Origin of the sequence: Escherichia albertii NBRC 107761 = DSM 17582, from assembly GCF_000759775.1 — a bacterium.
GTDB classification, from domain to species: domain Bacteria; phylum Pseudomonadota; class Gammaproteobacteria; order Enterobacterales; family Enterobacteriaceae; genus Escherichia; species Escherichia albertii.
The window spans coordinates 11,904-28,883 of the sequence record NZ_BBMY01000002.1 but is presented as its reverse complement, the minus strand read 5'-3'; the positions used below and the strand labels follow the sequence as shown (position 1 = coordinate 28,883).

The 16,980-nt window shown below is 51.7% G+C and carries 11 protein-coding genes; 7 read left to right on the top strand and 4 right to left on the bottom strand.

From position 1 onward, the window contains the following. Positions 1 to 19: 19 nt before the first annotated feature. Positions 20 to 1,393 carry an aromatic amino acid transporter AroP gene (gene aroP, locus EA14781_RS00835; RefSeq protein WP_000969910.1) on the bottom strand — a complete coding sequence of 458 codons (1,374 nt, stop codon included), beginning with the start codon at positions 1,391 to 1,393 and terminating at the stop codon, positions 20 to 22. A gap of 540 nt (positions 1,394 to 1,933) precedes the next feature. On the opposite strand from aroP, the gene pdhR reads away from it, so the two are divergent. The 5 genes from pdhR (at position 1,934) to EA14781_RS00810 (ending at position 9,722) form a co-directional block, all read left to right on the top strand. Continuing rightward, entirely contained in the window at positions 1,934 to 2,698 is a 765-nt protein-coding gene (gene pdhR, locus EA14781_RS00830) for a pyruvate dehydrogenase complex transcriptional repressor PdhR (protein ID WP_000331774.1), read from the top strand. A 160-nt stretch (positions 2,699 to 2,858) separates the two neighbouring features. Further along, positions 2,859 to 5,522, top strand: coding sequence for a pyruvate dehydrogenase (acetyl-transferring), homodimeric type (aceE, locus tag EA14781_RS00825; RefSeq protein WP_000003848.1), 2,664 nt, complete (start codon positions 2,859 to 2,861; stop codon positions 5,520 to 5,522). Between the two features lie 14 nt (positions 5,523 to 5,536). Continuing rightward, positions 5,537 to 7,420 (top strand): pyruvate dehydrogenase complex dihydrolipoyllysine-residue acetyltransferase, encoded by a 1,884-nt coding sequence (aceF, locus tag EA14781_RS00820; protein WP_000963552.1) that lies wholly within the window; start codon positions 5,537 to 5,539, stop codon positions 7,418 to 7,420. 322 nt (positions 7,421 to 7,742) lie between these two features. After that, positions 7,743 to 9,167: a dihydrolipoyl dehydrogenase gene (lpdA, locus tag EA14781_RS00815; RefSeq protein WP_024164639.1), complete on the top strand. Its 1,425-nt coding sequence runs from the start codon at positions 7,743 to 7,745 to the stop codon at positions 9,165 to 9,167. Between the two features lie 294 nt (positions 9,168 to 9,461). Further along, complete coding sequence (locus EA14781_RS00810) at positions 9,462 to 9,722, top strand: hypothetical protein (protein ID WP_000643168.1); 261 nt, start codon at positions 9,462 to 9,464, stop codon at positions 9,720 to 9,722. A gap of 191 nt (positions 9,723 to 9,913) precedes the next feature. Here EA14781_RS00810 and EA14781_RS00805 read toward each other — a convergent pair whose 3' ends face one another. Next, positions 9,914 to 11,710 carry a DUF3300 domain-containing protein gene (locus EA14781_RS00805; protein ID WP_000705179.1) on the bottom strand — a complete coding sequence of 599 codons (1,797 nt, stop codon included), beginning with the start codon at positions 11,708 to 11,710 and terminating at the stop codon, positions 9,914 to 9,916. 354 nt (positions 11,711 to 12,064) lie between these two features. On the opposite strand from EA14781_RS00805, the gene acnB reads away from it, so the two are divergent. Next, complete coding sequence (gene acnB, locus EA14781_RS00800) at positions 12,065 to 14,662, top strand: bifunctional aconitate hydratase 2/2-methylisocitrate dehydratase (RefSeq protein ID WP_038430069.1); 2,598 nt, start codon at positions 12,065 to 12,067, stop codon at positions 14,660 to 14,662. A gap of 174 nt (positions 14,663 to 14,836) precedes the next feature. After that, positions 14,837 to 15,199, top strand: coding sequence for a protein YacL (gene yacL / locus EA14781_RS00795; RefSeq protein WP_000384306.1), 363 nt, complete (start codon positions 14,837 to 14,839; stop codon positions 15,197 to 15,199). Positions 15,200 to 15,236: 37 nt separating this feature from the next. Here yacL and speD read toward each other — a convergent pair whose 3' ends face one another. Next, positions 15,237 to 16,031 carry an adenosylmethionine decarboxylase gene (gene speD / locus EA14781_RS00790; RefSeq protein ID WP_000734296.1) on the bottom strand — a complete coding sequence of 265 codons (795 nt, stop codon included), beginning with the start codon at positions 16,029 to 16,031 and terminating at the stop codon, positions 15,237 to 15,239. Between the two features lie 15 nt (positions 16,032 to 16,046). Beyond that, on the bottom strand, positions 16,047 to 16,913 hold the full coding sequence (gene speE, locus EA14781_RS00785; protein ID WP_000818483.1) for a polyamine aminopropyltransferase: 867 nt from the start codon (positions 16,911 to 16,913) through the stop codon (positions 16,047 to 16,049). Positions 16,914 to 16,980 lie beyond the last annotated feature (67 nt).

The following is a 16,980-nucleotide window of genomic DNA, read 5'->3' as shown; positions in this document are numbered from 1 at the left end:
AAGGTGAGGGCAACAGAGATCAATGCGCTTTTACAGCTTTTGCGGTTTTCTCTTTGAACAGATAGCCGATACCTAACACGACCAGCCATACTGGAATCAGGTAAACCGAAATCGCCATCCCCGGCGTCATCAGCATAATCACCAGTACCGCCGCCATAAACAGCAGGCAGATCCAGTTACCCAGCGGATAGAACAAGGCAGGGAAGCGAGTAACAACGCCTTGTTCTTGTTTGGCGCGACGGAATTTTATGTGCGCCAGGCTAATCATCGCCCAGTTAATTACCAGCGCAGAAACGACCAGCGCCATTAACAGACCGAATGCAGACTCTGGTGCGAGATAGTTGATCAGTACGCACAAGGCTGTGACCAGCGCAGATACCAGAATGGTGTTTACCGGTACGCCGCGTTTATCGACAGCGGCCAGCGCTTTTGGCGCATTCCCTTGTTGTGCCAGACCGAACAGCATACGGCTGTTGCAGTAGACGCAACTGTTGTAAACCGAAAGGGCTGCCGTCAGTACCACGATATTTAACGCATTCGCCACAAAGGTATCGCCCAGTTCATGGAAGATGAGCACAAATGGACTGGTATCGGCGGTAACGCGTGTCCACGGCATTAGCGAGAGCAGAACAGCTAACGAACCAATGTAGAAAATCAGGATGCGGTAGATAACCTGATTAGTTGCTTTCGGAATGCTTTGCTCCGGGTTATCTGCTTCTGCAGCGGTGATCCCCACCAGTTCCAGTCCACCGAACGAGAACATGATAATTGCCATCATCATTACCAGCCCGGTGAAACCATGCGGCAGGAAGCCACCCTGTTCCCACAGGTTGCGCACGGTTGCCTGCGGGCCGCCGTTACCGCTGAACAACAGCCAGCCGCCGAACAGGATCATCGCCACCACCGCGATAACTTTGATGATGGCAAACCAGAACTCCATCTCGCCAAATACTTTAACATTGGTCAGGTTGATGGCGTTGATCACCACAAAGAACACGGCGGCAGAAGCCCAGGTCGGGATTTCTGGATACCAGAACTGAATGTATTTGCCGACGGCGGTAAGCTCTGCCATGGCAACTAAAACGTACAGAACCCAGTAGTTCCAGCCAGAGGCAAAACCGGCAAAGCTGCCCCAGTATTTATAAGCAAAGTGGCTGAATGAGCCTGCGACGGGTTCTTCGACCACCATTTCACCCAACTGACGCATGATCAGAAAGGCGATAAAACCGGCAATAGCGTAACCCAGGATAATGCCTGGCCCTGCAGACTGTATTACGGAGGCGCTTCCCAGGAATAGCCCAGTCCCTATCGCGCCACCCAGCGCGATAAGCTGAATATGGCGGTTTTTAAGGCCGCGCTTTAGCTGCTCGCCGTGCTGTTGACCTTCCATCATGAAACCTCGTGCGGTGATTGTTTTTTTGATTTACGCAGTGATGCGTGTGTAAGTTTACAATTCCGTTTGTTGTATTAATTTGTTTACATTGGTGACTTTTTAATTGTTACAAAAAGACTTCCGTCAGATCAAGAATAATGGTATGCGGCTGGGAATGCACCCGCTTTATGCATCGTTGAAGATGAGTTGTCTAAAAAGAAACCGTTTGTAAAGACCCGCCTCCAATTACCCCACATAAAACAAGTGAATTTAAATTCACTTTATATGTATAAAAAACAATAAGTTGGTAAGTGAATCGGTTCAATTCTGATTTTTATAGTTTAATAATCGTTAAAAAGACGCTTGCCAACGTAAAGTTTACATTTGTTCGTGGTTGCAACTTTGAAACGTTATATGTGTCGAGTTGTTAAAATGTGCACGGTTTTATGATTTCAATCAAAACCTGTATGGACATAAGGTGAATACTTTGTTACTTTAGCGTCACAGGTATGAAATTGGTAAGACCAATTGACTTCGGCAAGTGGCTTAAGACAGGAACTCATGGCCTACAGCAAAATCCGCCAACCAAAACTCTCCGATGTGATTGAGCAGCAACTGGAGTTTTTGATCCTCGAAGGCACACTCCGCCCGGGCGAAAAACTCCCACCGGAACGCGAACTGGCGAAACAGTTCGACGTCTCCCGTCCCTCCTTGCGCGAGGCGATTCAACGTCTCGAAGCGAAGGGGTTGTTGCTTCGTCGCCAGGGTGGCGGCACCTTTGTTCAGAGCAGCCTCTGGCAAAGCTTCAGCGATCCGCTGGTGGAGCTGCTCTCCGACCATCCTGAATCTCAGTATGACTTGCTCGAAACACGACACGCCCTGGAAGGTATCGCCGCTTATTACGCCGCGCTGCGTAGTACCGATGAAGACAAGGAACGTATCCGTGAACTCCACCACGCCATAGAGCTGGCGCAGCAGTCTGGCGATCTGGACGCGGAATCAAACGCCGTACTCCAGTATCAGATTGCCGTTACCGAAGCGGCCCACAATGTGGTTTTGCTTCATCTGCTAAGGTGTATGGAGCCGATGTTGGCCCAGAATGTCCGTCAGAACTTCGAATTGCTTTATTCGCGGCGCGAGATGCTGCCGCTAGTGAGTAGCCACCGCACCCGCATATTCGAAGCGATTATGGCCGGTAAGCCGGAAGACGCGCGCGAAGCATCGCATCGCCATCTGGCCTTTATCGAAGAAATTTTGCTCGACAGAAGCCGTGAAGAGAGTCGCCGTGAGCGTTCTCTGCGTCGTCTGGAGCAACGTAAGAATTAGTGATTTTTCTGGTGAAAATTAACCAGAAGATGTTGTAAATCAAGCGCATATAAAAGCGCGGCAACTAAACGTAGAACCTGTCTTATTGAGCTTTCCGGCGAGAGTTCAATGGGACAGGTTCCAGAAAACTCAACGTTATTAGATAGATAAGGAATAACCCATGTCAGAACGTTTCCAAAATGACGTGGATCCGATCGAAACTCGCGACTGGCTCCAGGCGATCGAATCGGTCATCCGTGAAGAAGGTGTTGAGCGTGCTCAGTATCTGATCGACCAACTGCTTGCTGAAGCCCGCAAAGGCGGTGTGAAAGTGGCCGCAGGTACCGGCATCAGCAACTACATCAACACCATTCCCGTTGAAGAACAACCGGAGTATCCGGGCAATCTGGAACTGGAACGCCGTATTCGTTCAGCTATCCGCTGGAACGCCATCATGACGGTTCTGCGCGCGTCGAAAAAAGACCTTGAACTGGGTGGCCATATGGCGTCCTTCCAGTCTTCCGCGACCATTTATGATGTCTGCTTTAACCATTTCTTCCGTGCGCGCAATGAACAGGATGGCGGCGACCTGGTTTACTTCCAGGGCCACATCTCTCCGGGCATCTACGCACGCGCCTTCCTGGAAGGTCGTCTGACGCAAGAGCAGATGGATAACTTCCGTCAGGAAGTTCACGGCAATGGCCTCTCTTCCTATCCGCACCCGAAACTGATGCCGGAATTCTGGCAGTTCCCGACCGTATCTATGGGGCTGGGGCCGATTGGTGCTATCTACCAGGCTAAGTTCCTGAAATATCTGGAACACCGTGGCCTGAAAGATACCTCTAAACAGACCGTTTACGCCTTCCTCGGCGACGGCGAGATGGACGAACCGGAATCCAAAGGTGCGATCACCATCGCCACCCGTGAAAAACTGGATAACCTGGTCTTTGTTATCAACTGTAACCTGCAGCGTCTTGACGGCCCGGTCACCGGTAACGGCAAGATCATCAACGAACTGGAAGGCATCTTCGAAGGTGCTGGCTGGAACGTGATCAAAGTGATGTGGGGTAGCCGTTGGGACGAACTGCTGCGTAAAGATACCAGCGGTAAACTGATCCAGCTGATGAACGAAACCGTTGACGGCGACTACCAGACCTTCAAATCGAAAGATGGTGCGTATGTTCGTGAACACTTCTTCGGTAAATATCCTGAAACCGCAGCACTGGTTGCTGACTGGACTGACGAGCAGATCTGGGCTCTGAACCGTGGTGGTCACGATCCGAAGAAAATCTACGCTGCATTCAAGAAAGCGCAGGAAACCAAAGGCAAAGCGACAGTAATCCTTGCTCATACCATTAAAGGTTACGGCATGGGCGACGCGGCTGAAGGTAAAAACATCGCGCACCAGGTTAAGAAAATGAACATGGACGGCGTGCGTCACATCCGCGACCGTTTCAATGTGCCGGTGTCTGATGCCGATATCGAAAAACTGCCGTACATCACCTTCCCGGAAGGTTCTGAAGAGCATACCTATCTGCACGCTCAGCGTCAGAAACTGCACGGTTATCTGCCAAGCCGTCAGCCGAACTTCACCGAGAAGCTTGAGCTGCCGAGCCTGCAAGACTTCGGCGCACTGCTGGAAGAGCAGAGCAAAGAGATCTCTACCACTATCGCTTTCGTTCGTGCTCTGAACGTGATGCTGAAGAACAAGTCGATTAAAGACAGGCTGGTGCCGATCATCGCCGACGAAGCGCGTACTTTCGGTATGGAAGGTCTGTTCCGTCAGATTGGTATTTACAGCCCGAACGGTCAGCAGTACACCCCGCAGGACCGCGAGCAGGTTGCTTACTATAAAGAAGACGAGAAAGGTCAGATTCTGCAGGAAGGGATCAACGAGCTGGGCGCAGGTTGTTCCTGGCTGGCAGCGGCGACCTCTTACAGCACCAACAATCTGCCGATGATTCCGTTCTACATCTATTACTCGATGTTCGGCTTCCAGCGTATCGGCGATCTGTGCTGGGCAGCTGGCGACCAGCAAGCGCGTGGCTTCCTGATCGGCGGTACTTCCGGTCGTACCACCCTGAACGGCGAAGGTCTGCAGCACGAAGATGGTCACAGCCACATTCAGTCGCTGACTATCCCGAACTGTATCTCTTACGACCCGGCTTACGCTTACGAAGTTGCTGTCATCATGCATGACGGTCTGGAGCGTATGTACGGTGAAAAACAAGAGAACGTTTACTACTACATCACTACGCTGAACGAAAACTACCACATGCCGGCAATGCCGGAAGGTGCCGAGGAAGGTATCCGTAAAGGTATCTACAAACTCGAAACCCTCGAAGGTAGCAAAGGTAAAGTTCAGCTGCTGGGCTCCGGTTCTATCCTGCGTCATGTCCGTGAAGCAGCACAGATCCTGGCGAAAGATTACGGCGTAGGTTCTGACGTCTATAGCGTGACCTCTTTCACCGAGCTGGCGCGTGATGGTCAGGATTGTGAACGCTGGAACATGCTGCACCCGCTGGAAACTCCGCGCGTTCCGTACATTACTCAGGTGATGAACGATGCGCCGGCTGTGGCATCTACCGACTATATGAAACTGTTCGCTGAGCAGGTCCGTACTTATGTACCGGCTGACGACTACCGCGTACTGGGTACTGATGGCTTCGGTCGTTCCGACAGCCGTGAGAACCTGCGTCACCACTTCGAAGTTGATGCTTCCTACGTGGTTGTAGCGGCGCTGGGCGAACTGGCTAAACGTGGCGAAATCGATAAGAAAGTGGTTGCTGACGCAATCGCCAAATTCAACATCGATGCAGAAAAAGTTAACCCGCGTCTGGCGTAAGAGGTAAAAGAATAATGGCTATCGAAATCAAAGTACCGGACATCGGGGCTGATGAAGTTGAAATCACCGAGATCCTGGTCAAAGTGGGCGACAAAGTTGAAGCCGAACAGTCGCTGATCACCGTAGAAGGCGACAAAGCCTCTATGGAAGTTCCGTCTCCGCAGGCGGGTATCGTTAAAGAGATCAAAGTCTCTGTTGGCGATAAAACCCAGACGGGCGCCCTGATTATGATTTTCGATTCCGCCGACGGTGCAGCTGACGCTGCACCTGCTCAGGCAGAAGAGAAGAAAGAAGCTGCTCCGGCAGCAGCGCCAGTGGCTGCGGCGGCAAAAGATGTTAACGTTCCAGATATCGGCAGCGACGAAGTCGAAGTGACCGAAATCCTGGTGAAAGTGGGCGATAAAGTTGAAGCTGAACAGTCGCTGATCACTGTAGAAGGCGATAAAGCCTCTATGGAAGTTCCGGCGCCGTTTGCAGGCACTGTGAAAGAGATCAAAGTGAATGTTGGCGACAAAGTGTCTACTGGCTCGCTGATCATGGTATTCGAAGTGACGGGCGCGGCAGCACCGGCAGCGAAACAGGAAGCCGCTCCGGCAGCAGCACCTGCGGCAGCCGCGGGCGTGAAAGAAGTTAACGTTCCTGATATTGGCGGTGATGAAGTTGAAGTAACCGAAGTGATGGTGAAAGTGGGCGACAAAGTTGCCGCTGAGCAGTCACTGATCACCGTAGAAGGCGACAAAGCTTCTATGGAAGTTCCGGCTCCGTTTGCAGGCGTCGTGAAGGAACTGAAAGTCAACGTTGGCGATAAAGTGAAAACTGGCTCGCTGATTATGATCTTCGAAGTTGAAGGTGCAGCGCCTGCGGCAGCTCCGGCGAAACAGGAAGCGGCAGCGCCGGCTCCGGCAGCAAAAGTTGAAGCCCCGGCAGCAGCTCCGGCGGCGAAAGTCGAAGGCAAATCTGAATTTGCTGAAAACGACGCTTACGTTCACGCGACTCCGCTGATCCGCCGTCTGGCACGCGAGTTTGGCGTTAACCTGGCGAAAGTGAAGGGCACTGGCCGTAAAGGTCGTATCCTGCGCGAAGACGTTCAGGCCTACGTGAAAGAAGCTATCAAACGTGCAGAAGCGGCTCCGGCGGCGACTGGCGGCGGTATCCCAGGCATGTTGCCGTGGCCGAAGGTGGACTTCAGCAAGTTTGGTGAAATCGAAGAAGTGGAACTGGGCCGCATTCAGAAAATCTCTGGTGCTAACCTGAGCCGTAACTGGGTGATGATCCCGCATGTTACTCACTTCGACAAAACCGATATCACCGAGCTGGAAGCGTTCCGTAAACAGCAGAACGAAGAAGCGGCGAAACGTAAGCTGGATGTGAAGATCACCCCGGTTGTCTTCATCATGAAAGCCGTTGCTGCGGCACTGGAGCAGATGCCTCGCTTCAACAGTTCGCTGTCGGAAGACGGTCAGCGTCTGACCCTGAAGAAATATATCAACATCGGTGTGGCGGTGGATACCCCGAACGGCCTGGTTGTTCCGGTATTCAAAGACGTCAACAAGAAAGGCATCATCGAGCTGTCTCGCGAACTGATGACCATTTCTAAGAAAGCGCGTGACGGTAAGCTGACTGCGGGCGAAATGCAGGGCGGTTGCTTCACCATCTCCAGCATCGGCGGCCTGGGTACTACCCATTTCGCGCCGATTGTGAACGCGCCGGAAGTGGCTATCCTCGGCGTTTCTAAGTCCGCGATAGAGCCGGTGTGGAATGGTAAAGAGTTCGTGCCGCGTCTGATGCTGCCGATTTCTCTCTCCTTCGACCACCGCGTGATCGACGGTGCTGATGGTGCCCGTTTCATTACCATCATTAACAACACGTTGTCTGATATTCGCCGTCTGGTGATGTAAAAAAGAGCCGGCCCAACGGCCGGCTTTTTTCTGGTAATCTCATGAATGTATTGAGATTATTAGCGAATAGACAAATCGGTTGCCGTTTGTTGTTTAAAAATTGTTAACAATTTTGTAAAATACCGACGGATAGAACGACCCGGTGGTGGTTAGGGTATTACTTCACATACCCTATGGATTTCTGGGTGCAGCAAGGTAGCAAGCGCCAGAATCCCCAGGAGCTTACATAAGTAAGTGACTGGGGTGAGGGCGTGAAGCTAACGCCGCTGCGGCCTGAAAGACGACGGGTATGACCGCCGGAGATAAATATATAGAGGTCATGATGAGTACTGAAATCAAAACTCAGGTCGTGGTACTTGGGGCAGGCCCCGCAGGTTACTCTGCTGCCTTCCGTTGCGCTGATTTAGGTCTGGAAACCGTAATCGTAGAACGCTACAACACCCTCGGCGGTGTTTGCCTGAACGTCGGCTGTATCCCTTCTAAAGCACTGCTGCACGTAGCAAAAGTTATCGAAGAAGCCAAAGCGCTGGCTGAACACGGTATCGTCTTCGGCGAGCCGAAAACCGATATCGACAAGATTCGTACCTGGAAAGAGAAAGTGATCACTCAGCTGACCGGCGGTCTGGCTGGTATGGCGAAAGGCCGCAAAGTCAAAGTGGTCAACGGTCTGGGTAAATTCACCGGGGCTAACACCCTGGAAGTTGAAGGTGAGAACGGTAAAACCGTCATTAACTTCGACAACGCGATCATCGCAGCGGGTTCTCGCCCGATCCAACTGCCATTTATTCCGCACGAAGATCCGCGTATCTGGGACTCCACTGACGCGCTGGAACTGAAAGAAGTGCCAGAACGCCTGCTGGTTATGGGCGGTGGTATCATCGGTCTGGAAATGGGTACCGTATACCACGCGCTGGGTTCACAGATTGATGTGGTTGAAATGTTCGACCAGGTTATCCCGGCTGCCGATAAAGACATCGTTAAAGTCTTCACCAAGCGTATCAGCAAGAAATTCAACCTGATGCTGGAAACCAAAGTTACCGCCGTTGAAGCGAAAGAAGACGGTATCTACGTGACGATGGAAGGCAAAAAAGCCCCGGCAGAACCGCAGCGTTACGACGCCGTGCTGGTCGCGATTGGTCGTGTGCCGAACGGTAAAAACATCGATGCGGGCAAAGCTGGCGTAGAAGTGGACGATCGTGGCTTTATCCGCGTGGATAAACAATTGCGTACCAACGTACCGCACATCTTTGCTATCGGCGATATCGTCGGTCAGCCGATGCTGGCGCACAAAGGTGTTCATGAAGGTCACGTTGCCGCTGAAGTTATCGCCGGTAAGAAACATTACTTCGATCCGAAAGTTATCCCGTCTATCGCCTATACCGAACCAGAAGTTGCATGGGTGGGCCTGACTGAGAAAGAAGCGAAAGAGAAAGGCATCAGCTATGAAACCGCCACCTTCCCGTGGGCTGCTTCTGGTCGTGCTATCGCTTCCGACTGTGCAGACGGTATGACCAAGCTGATTTTCGACAAAGAATCTCACCGTGTGATTGGTGGTGCAATTGTCGGTACCAACGGCGGCGAGCTGTTGGGTGAAATCGGTCTTGCAATTGAAATGGGTTGCGACGCTGAAGACATCGCGCTGACCATCCACGCGCACCCGACTCTGCATGAGTCTGTGGGCCTGGCGGCAGAAGTGTTCGAAGGCAGCATCACCGACCTGCCAAACCCGAAAGCGAAGAAGAAATAATCGCGTTATCCGGTCTATAACGCTGCCCTAATTTATTAAATTTTCAGGGGATTGTAGACCGGATAATAAAGATATCGTCATCCGACAAAATAGTGTGGGCATTTTGTCTGCAATCTGAAGCGGCTAAAGCAGCCGCTTTTTTTATGGATGAAATTGAGCAAAGCAATAACGCATTGCTGGTCGTTGTTTCAGAGAAATAAATCGCTACATCTTGTCGATATTTGGTTGGTAATAACAAACTAAACTTATAGTGTGAAAATTATTTGAAAATATAAGCCATTCGTGAGGTGTAAGATGAAAGCGTTTCTGACTACCGTTGTATTAACCGCAGCCGTATTTTCAGGCATGGCTGTTGCTGCTGATCCGGTGATCCCATGGGCGACCAATAGCGGAGGGACGGAAAGCACCCATATCGCCGCTATGGGACAGGATTTGAATTCGCAACATCAGGCGATCACCAAAACTCAGGAAGGGGTTTGGGCCACTAACTCCGGCAGTATCAGCGCGGATGAAGCGGCGATGAGTAGTACAAGGTCTGCTGTTGCCGCGCATTAGTAATGGTCGCGCAATTGAGTCATCAATAAGACCAGCGTTGTCTGGTTTTATTGATCTCAATGTGTTTGCCTTAACTCATTATCTGCAGCAAATCCATTTGGCTGTAGGCAAGATAACCTTGCGCATCGGGCAATCAGGCATTTGTCATCAGTCTCAAGCGGCGATCCTGATCGTTTTTTTACTCCTGAACACTACCTTGCAAAATGTCTTATCGGGCGTTCCGCCACGCGTTCGCGTATTGCCGATCGTTGTTCATCATTCAACTTGCCGGTTCGACTGCTACCTTCATTGCGCAGTAAATTTTGTTCTTGTCCGTTAGTCCGATTGTGATTGTTGTTAAACAGATTCGGGTTATTTTTCTGCACATTTTGCCGGAAAGTTTGACGCTGCTCAGGCGTAGCTGATTGAATGCGCTGACGGGCGTTATCACGCTGTTGCTGATTCTGCGGATTCGTCTGCATTTTATTGCGAAACGCCTGCCGCTGTTCGGGTGTGGTGGACTGAATACGCTGACGAGCCGAATCTCTTTGTTGCTGGCTTAATGGATGTTCGTTCATTTTCTCGCGAAACGCCTGGCGTTGTTCAGGCGTGGCGGACTGGTAACGTTGACGAGCGGCGTCCTTTTGTTGCTGGGTCGGAGCCTGGTGATGGCTGAACTCGCGGAAGTCGTCATAATTGCCATAGTGTTCAGCTTCATTAAACTTCTGTGCTGCAGCCTGACGTTGAGTCTCTTGCGTGGTCGCTGGTGCGGAATGTGTTCGTTGTTGAAACTGGCTTGCTGCCGCCTGACGCTGGCTATCACGTGTCGGTGCAGGAAGCTGTGTGGCGCTCATACCGCCTTTAACATCGGTTTGATGAAAGCGCTTAGCCATATCCTGATCATGATAAGGCACACCATCGCGGTAGTTTGGATTGTGCTGCCATGCCATATTCTTGTCAGTAAGATGCTCACCAGTAATACGGTTGAAATTGTCGACGTTGATATTGATGTTGTCACCGTTGTGTTGCCAGCCATTACTGTCATGATGACCGCCGTCGTGGTGATGGTTGTCATCATCGTCATGATGATGATGGTCATGATCGTCATCATCCCAGTCGATGTTGCTGAATAACGCGTATGTCGTGGCGACGCCCATGCTGTAGCCGAATCCGCGCACGAAACTGTCGACAAACGGTTCCCCCGCAGGTGGCGGAAGGTAAACTGGCGGATAGGCGGTATTGCCCCAGCTACCGTAAACAACAGTTGGGTTGTAGTTCGGAATGTAAACGACATCTGGGTTGGCGGGTTCAATCGAAATAACGGTTTGTGCTGGCTCTGCAATGACGGGGCTGGATGTAGAAACGGTATTGGATTGTGTGATGGGGGCGGTGGCAGTTTGATTTGTCGGTACGGTTTTTTTCATTGTTGTGATGATCTTTTGCTCCACCGACGACTTCAGTGATCCAGTTTGTTGCGCCAGTTTACGCAAGCGCTGTACCGAATCCATCACCTCTTGTGGTTGTGCCAGAAAAGCATCCCCCAGATTTTGTACCCACTCAGGATTCTCGCCCATCAATGCCATTAACTGTGGAAAAGCCACCAGCGATTTGACGCTGGCGTCCCACGGTTGATCAGATACCGCCTGAATAGCGGCATCACCTTGTTTGAGCGGGTTATCGTGTGACCACTGCACGGCCTGGGCGACATTTGCCGGATAGGTCGATGCCATCAGCACTTGTGAAAGCAGGGCGTCGGGATACAGCGCGACAGGAGCAACCCATTGATCGATTTGCGCAGTGCTGAAGGCAGTTTTGACGACGGCGGGCGTTACGGGCGGCGCTGAAACTGTTGCGGGAAGCGTAACGGCAGCGACGTCAGGCGCTGCTTGTGGTGCCACTTGCGTTTCCACTGTGCGGCTTTTTACATACAACGTACCGGAAATGGCACAAAGTCCAGCACTGCAAATTAGCGCCAGCACATGGGGTTTAAACGGCAAAGTTATTTTCATAGTCCTGATCTCAAGGAAATCACAAGGGTCGACGAACTGCCACCCGCAGGTGCTGTGAATCCGAGTATAAAGAGGCGGTAGTTTAAATTTTGACTAATCTTGGGATTCATTGAGAAAGGTGATTATCATCATGCGAATTAACGAAGTTTTTACGGAGGGAAACAATCTCTGGACCATCCTTAACGATTCAGCGACTTTTTTATGTTGCTTTTTTGTAAACAGATTAACACATCGTCAAAATCCTGCTATTCTGCCCGCTGCGGTAATGGGCATTTACCCTACAAACTGCTGTCTCACAGGAGCGTGAAGAGAATCGCCTGCCGCACTATGACAATGAGAGCGAGGAGAACCGTCGTGCTAGAAGAATACCGTAAGCACGTAGCTGAGCGTGCCGCTGAGGGGATTGCGCCCAAACCCCTGGATGCAAACCAAATGGCCGCGCTTGTCGAGCTGCTGAAAAACCCGCCCGCGGGCGAAGAAGAATTCCTGTTAGATCTGTTAACCAACCGTGTTCCCCCTGGCGTCGATGAAGCTGCCTATGTCAAAGCTGGCTTCCTGGCTGCTGTCGCGAAAGGTGAAGCCAAATCCCCACTGTTGACCCCGGAAAAAGCTATTGAGTTGCTGGGTACCATGCAGGGTGGGTACAACATTCATCCGCTGATCGATGCGCTGGACGACACTGCACTGGCGCCGATCGCAGCCAAAGCCCTGTCCCATACGCTGCTGATGTTCGATAACTTCTATGACGTAGAAGAAAAGGCCAAAGCCGGCAATAAATATGCTAAGCAGGTCATGCAGTCCTGGGCTGATGCCGAATGGTTCCTGAATCGCCCGGCACTGGCTGAAAAACTGACCGTTACCGTCTTTAAAGTGACTGGCGAAACCAACACCGATGATCTCTCTCCGGCACCGGATGCGTGGTCGCGCCCGGATATCCCATTGCACGCTCTGGCGATGCTGAAAAATGCTCGCGAAGGGATCGAACCAGACCAGCCGGGTGTTGTTGGCCCGATCAAACAGATTGAAGCCCTGCAACAGAAAGGTTTCCCGCTGGCGTATGTCGGCGACGTTGTGGGTACGGGGTCTTCGCGTAAATCCGCTACTAACTCCGTACTGTGGTTTATGGGCGACGATATTCCGCATGTACCGAACAAACGCGGTGGCGGTCTGTGCCTTGGCGGCAAAATTGCGCCAATCTTCTTTAACACGATGGAAGACGCGGGTGCACTGCCCATTGAAGTGGACGTCTCTAACCTGAATATGGGGGACGTGATTGACGTTTACCCATACAAAGGTGAAGTGCGTAACCACGAAACCAACGAACTGCTGGCAACCTTCGAACTGAAGACCGACGTGCTAATTGATGAAGTGCGTGCCGGTGGTCGTATTCCGCTGATTATCGGTCGCGGCCTGACGACCAAAGCGCGTGAAGCACTTGGTCTACCGCACAGCGATGTGTTCCGTCAGGCGAAAGATGTTGCGGAAAGCAATCGTGGCTTCTCGCTGGCGCAGAAAATGGTGGGGCGTGCTTGTGGCGTGAAAGGCATTCGTCCGGGCGCTTACTGCGAACCGAAAATGACTTCTGTCGGTTCTCAGGACACCACCGGCCCAATGACCCGTGATGAACTGAAAGACCTGGCGTGCCTGGGCTTCTCGGCTGACCTGGTGATGCAGTCCTTCTGTCACACCGCGGCGTATCCGAAGCCGGTCGACGTCACCACCCACCACACGCTGCCAGATTTCATCATGAACCGTGGTGGTGTGTCTTTACGTCCTGGTGACGGCGTAATCCACTCCTGGCTGAACCGTATGCTGTTGCCGGATACCGTGGGTACTGGCGGTGACTCCCATACCCGTTTCCCGATCGGTATCTCCTTCCCGGCGGGCTCTGGTCTGGTGGCGTTTGCTGCCGCGACTGGCGTGATGCCGCTGGATATGCCGGAATCCGTTCTGGTACGCTTTAAAGGCAAAATGCAGCCGGGCATCACCCTGCGCGATCTGGTACACGCCATCCCGCTGTACGCCATCAAACAAGGCCTGCTGACCGTTGAGAAGAAAGGTAAGAAAAACATTTTCTCTGGTCGCATCCTCGAAATCGAAGGTCTGCCGGATCTGAAAGTTGAGCAGGCATTTGAGCTGACCGATGCGTCCGCCGAGCGTTCTGCCGCTGGTTGTACTATCAAGCTGAACAAAGAACCGATCATTGAATACCTGAACTCCAACATCGTCCTGCTGAAGTGGATGATCGCGGAAGGTTACGGCGATCGTCGTACTCTGGAGCGTCGTATTCAGGGCATGGAAAAATGGCTGGCGAATCCTGAGCTGCTGGAAGCCGATGCAGATGCGGAATATGCGGCGGTGATCGATATCGATCTGGCGGATATTAAAGAGCCGATCCTTTGTGCACCGAACGATCCTGACGACGCACGTCCGCTGTCTGCGGTACAGGGCGAGAAAATCGACGAAGTGTTTATCGGTTCCTGCATGACTAACATCGGTCACTTCCGTGCCGCCGGTAAACTGTTGGATGCGCACAAAGGCCAGTTACCGACCCGTTTGTGGGTGGCGCCGCCAACGCGTATGGACGCCGCGCAACTAACCGAAGAAGGCTACTACAGCGTCTTCGGTAAGAGTGGCGCACGTATCGAAATTCCAGGCTGTTCCCTGTGTATGGGTAACCAGGCGCGTGTAGCAGACGGTGCGACGGTGGTTTCCACCTCTACCCGTAACTTCCCGAACCGTCTGGGGACGGGCGCGAACGTCTTCCTGGCTTCTGCGGAACTGGCGGCTGTTGCGGCGCTGATTGGCAAACTGCCAACGCCGGAAGAGTACCAGACCTACGTGGCGCAGGTAGATAAAACCGCCGTCGATACTTATCGTTATCTGAACTTCAACCAGCTTTCTCAGTACACCGAGAAAGCGGACGGAGTGATTTTCCAGACTGCGGTTTAATAAGTAAGCGCACGCGCAGTGCATAAATGCGCCAATGCCCGGTGAATGTGATTCCCGGGCATTTTTTATCTCTAAACCACCGCCGTTACGCTGTTTTTCTCCTGTAAGGCTGCGATAATTACATCAATGGCGCAATGCGATTTCGGCGCATTGCCGGGAGCTGAGGAACACACTATGGATTACGAATTTCTGCGCGATATTACCGGAGTGGTAAAGGTGCGTATGTCCATGGGGCATGAAGTGGTTGGGCACTGGTTTAATGAAGAGGTGAAAGAAAACCTGGCTTTGCTTGATGAAGTGGAACAAGCGGCGCACGCACTGAAAGGCAGCGAACGTTCCTGGCAGCGGGCAGGGCACGAATACACCCTGTGGATGGACGGCGAAGAGGTCATGGTTCGCGCCAATCAACTGGAATTCGCTGGCGATGAGATGGAAGAAGGGATGAACTACTACGACGAAGAAAGCTTGTCGCTGTGCGGCGTTGAGGATTTTCTTCAGGTGGTGGCGGCTTACCGTAATTTCGTTCAGCAGAAGTAGATAAATTTGGCGGAGCTTCCGTGCTCCGCCAGAGCCGTTAAATGGCTGGCATATTGCGCCCGTAATAAATCTCGCGCATTTCTTTCCACAGCGCAGCGGTAATTTCTTCGCGCTCGTCGGCGGTTAAATCTTCCGGTTTGGTGTGGAACATATAATGCTTAAGATCGAATTCTTTAAGCAGCATTTTGGTATGGAAGATATTTTCCTGATAGACGTTTACATCCACCATGTCATACAGCGCCTTTATATCATCAGACATAAAGTTCTGAATTGAATTAATCTCATGGTCGATAAAGTGTTTCATGCCGTTAATATCGCGGGTAAATCCACGCACGCGATAATCAATGGTCACGATATCGGATTCAAGCTGGTGGATCAGGTAATTCAGCGCCTTCAGCGGGGAAATTACGCCGCAGGTGGAGACTTCAATATCGGCGCGGAAGGTACATAATCCGCCTTCAGGATGGCTTTCCGGGTAGGTATGTACGCAAATATGGCTTTTATCGAGATGGGCGACGACGGCTTCTGGCAATGGGCCGGGATGTTCCGTTGTGTCGATAAGTTTCGGGTCGACGGGTTCTTCGCTCACCAGAATCGTCACGCTGGCACCCTGTGGTTCGTAATCCTGGCGGGCTATGTTAAGAATATTGGCCCCGATAATGGAACACGTTTCTGACAGGATTTCGGTCAGGCGGTTGGCATTATAGAGTTCATCAATATAAGCAATATAACCGTCGCGCTCTTCTGCGGTTTTGGCGTAGCAGATATCGTAAATACAAAAACTCAGACTTTTGGTCAGATTATTAAAGCCATGCAGTTTTAGTTTTTTCAATTTCTTATCTTCTCCTTAGGACGCCTGTGAAACCAGTGCGTCTTGCAGATACTGGGGTAAGGCAAAAGCTGCCGTGTGGATTGCCGGATTGTAATAACGACATTTCAGACCAGAGGCGAGAAAACGTGCCTGAATAATTTCGGTTGAGAGATGGCGTAATGCGTCGTTATCGGTTGCCCATGCAAAGGTCATTATGCCGCCGTAATAGGTCGGGATTGCGGCCTGATAAAAGCCAACATCGTCGAAGTAATGGCTGAGTTTACGATGGCTGCCGATGGCTTCTTCCTGCTGTAAAAAGCAGACGCCGTTCTGCGCGACGAAGATACCGCCAGGATTCAGGCAGCGTTTGCAACCTTCATAAAATGCAGAAGTGAACAGACTTTCGCCGGGGCCGATGGGATCGGTACAGTCGGAGATGATCACATCAAAGGTTTGGTTGATTTGATTAACGAAGTTGACACCATCGTCGATCACCAGTTTAAAGCGCGGATCGTCGTAGCTACCGGCGTTATGGTTAGGCAGATACTGACGGCAGAACGACACGACACCCGCGTCGATTTCCACCATCGTGATTGACTCAACGTTTTTGTGTCGGGTCACTTCACGCAGCATGGCGCCGTCGCCGCCGCCGATGATTAGCACATGCTTCGCGTGGCCGTGGGCCAGTAGCGGCACGTGGGTCATCATCTCATGATAGATAAACTCGTCGCGCTCGGTGGTTTGTACTACACCATCCAGCGCCATCACGCGACCAAATGCGGCGTTTTCAAAAATGATCAGATCCTGAAGATCGGTCTTTTCATGATACAGAACGTTATCTACAGCAAAGTACTGCCCAAACTGGTCGTGTAGCGTTTCATGCCACCGTTTCTTTTCGGCCATGGGTTGATACCTCCTTTGTTAACACCCGTAAAAAAAGGGCGCAACATAATAGCTAACATTAACCGTG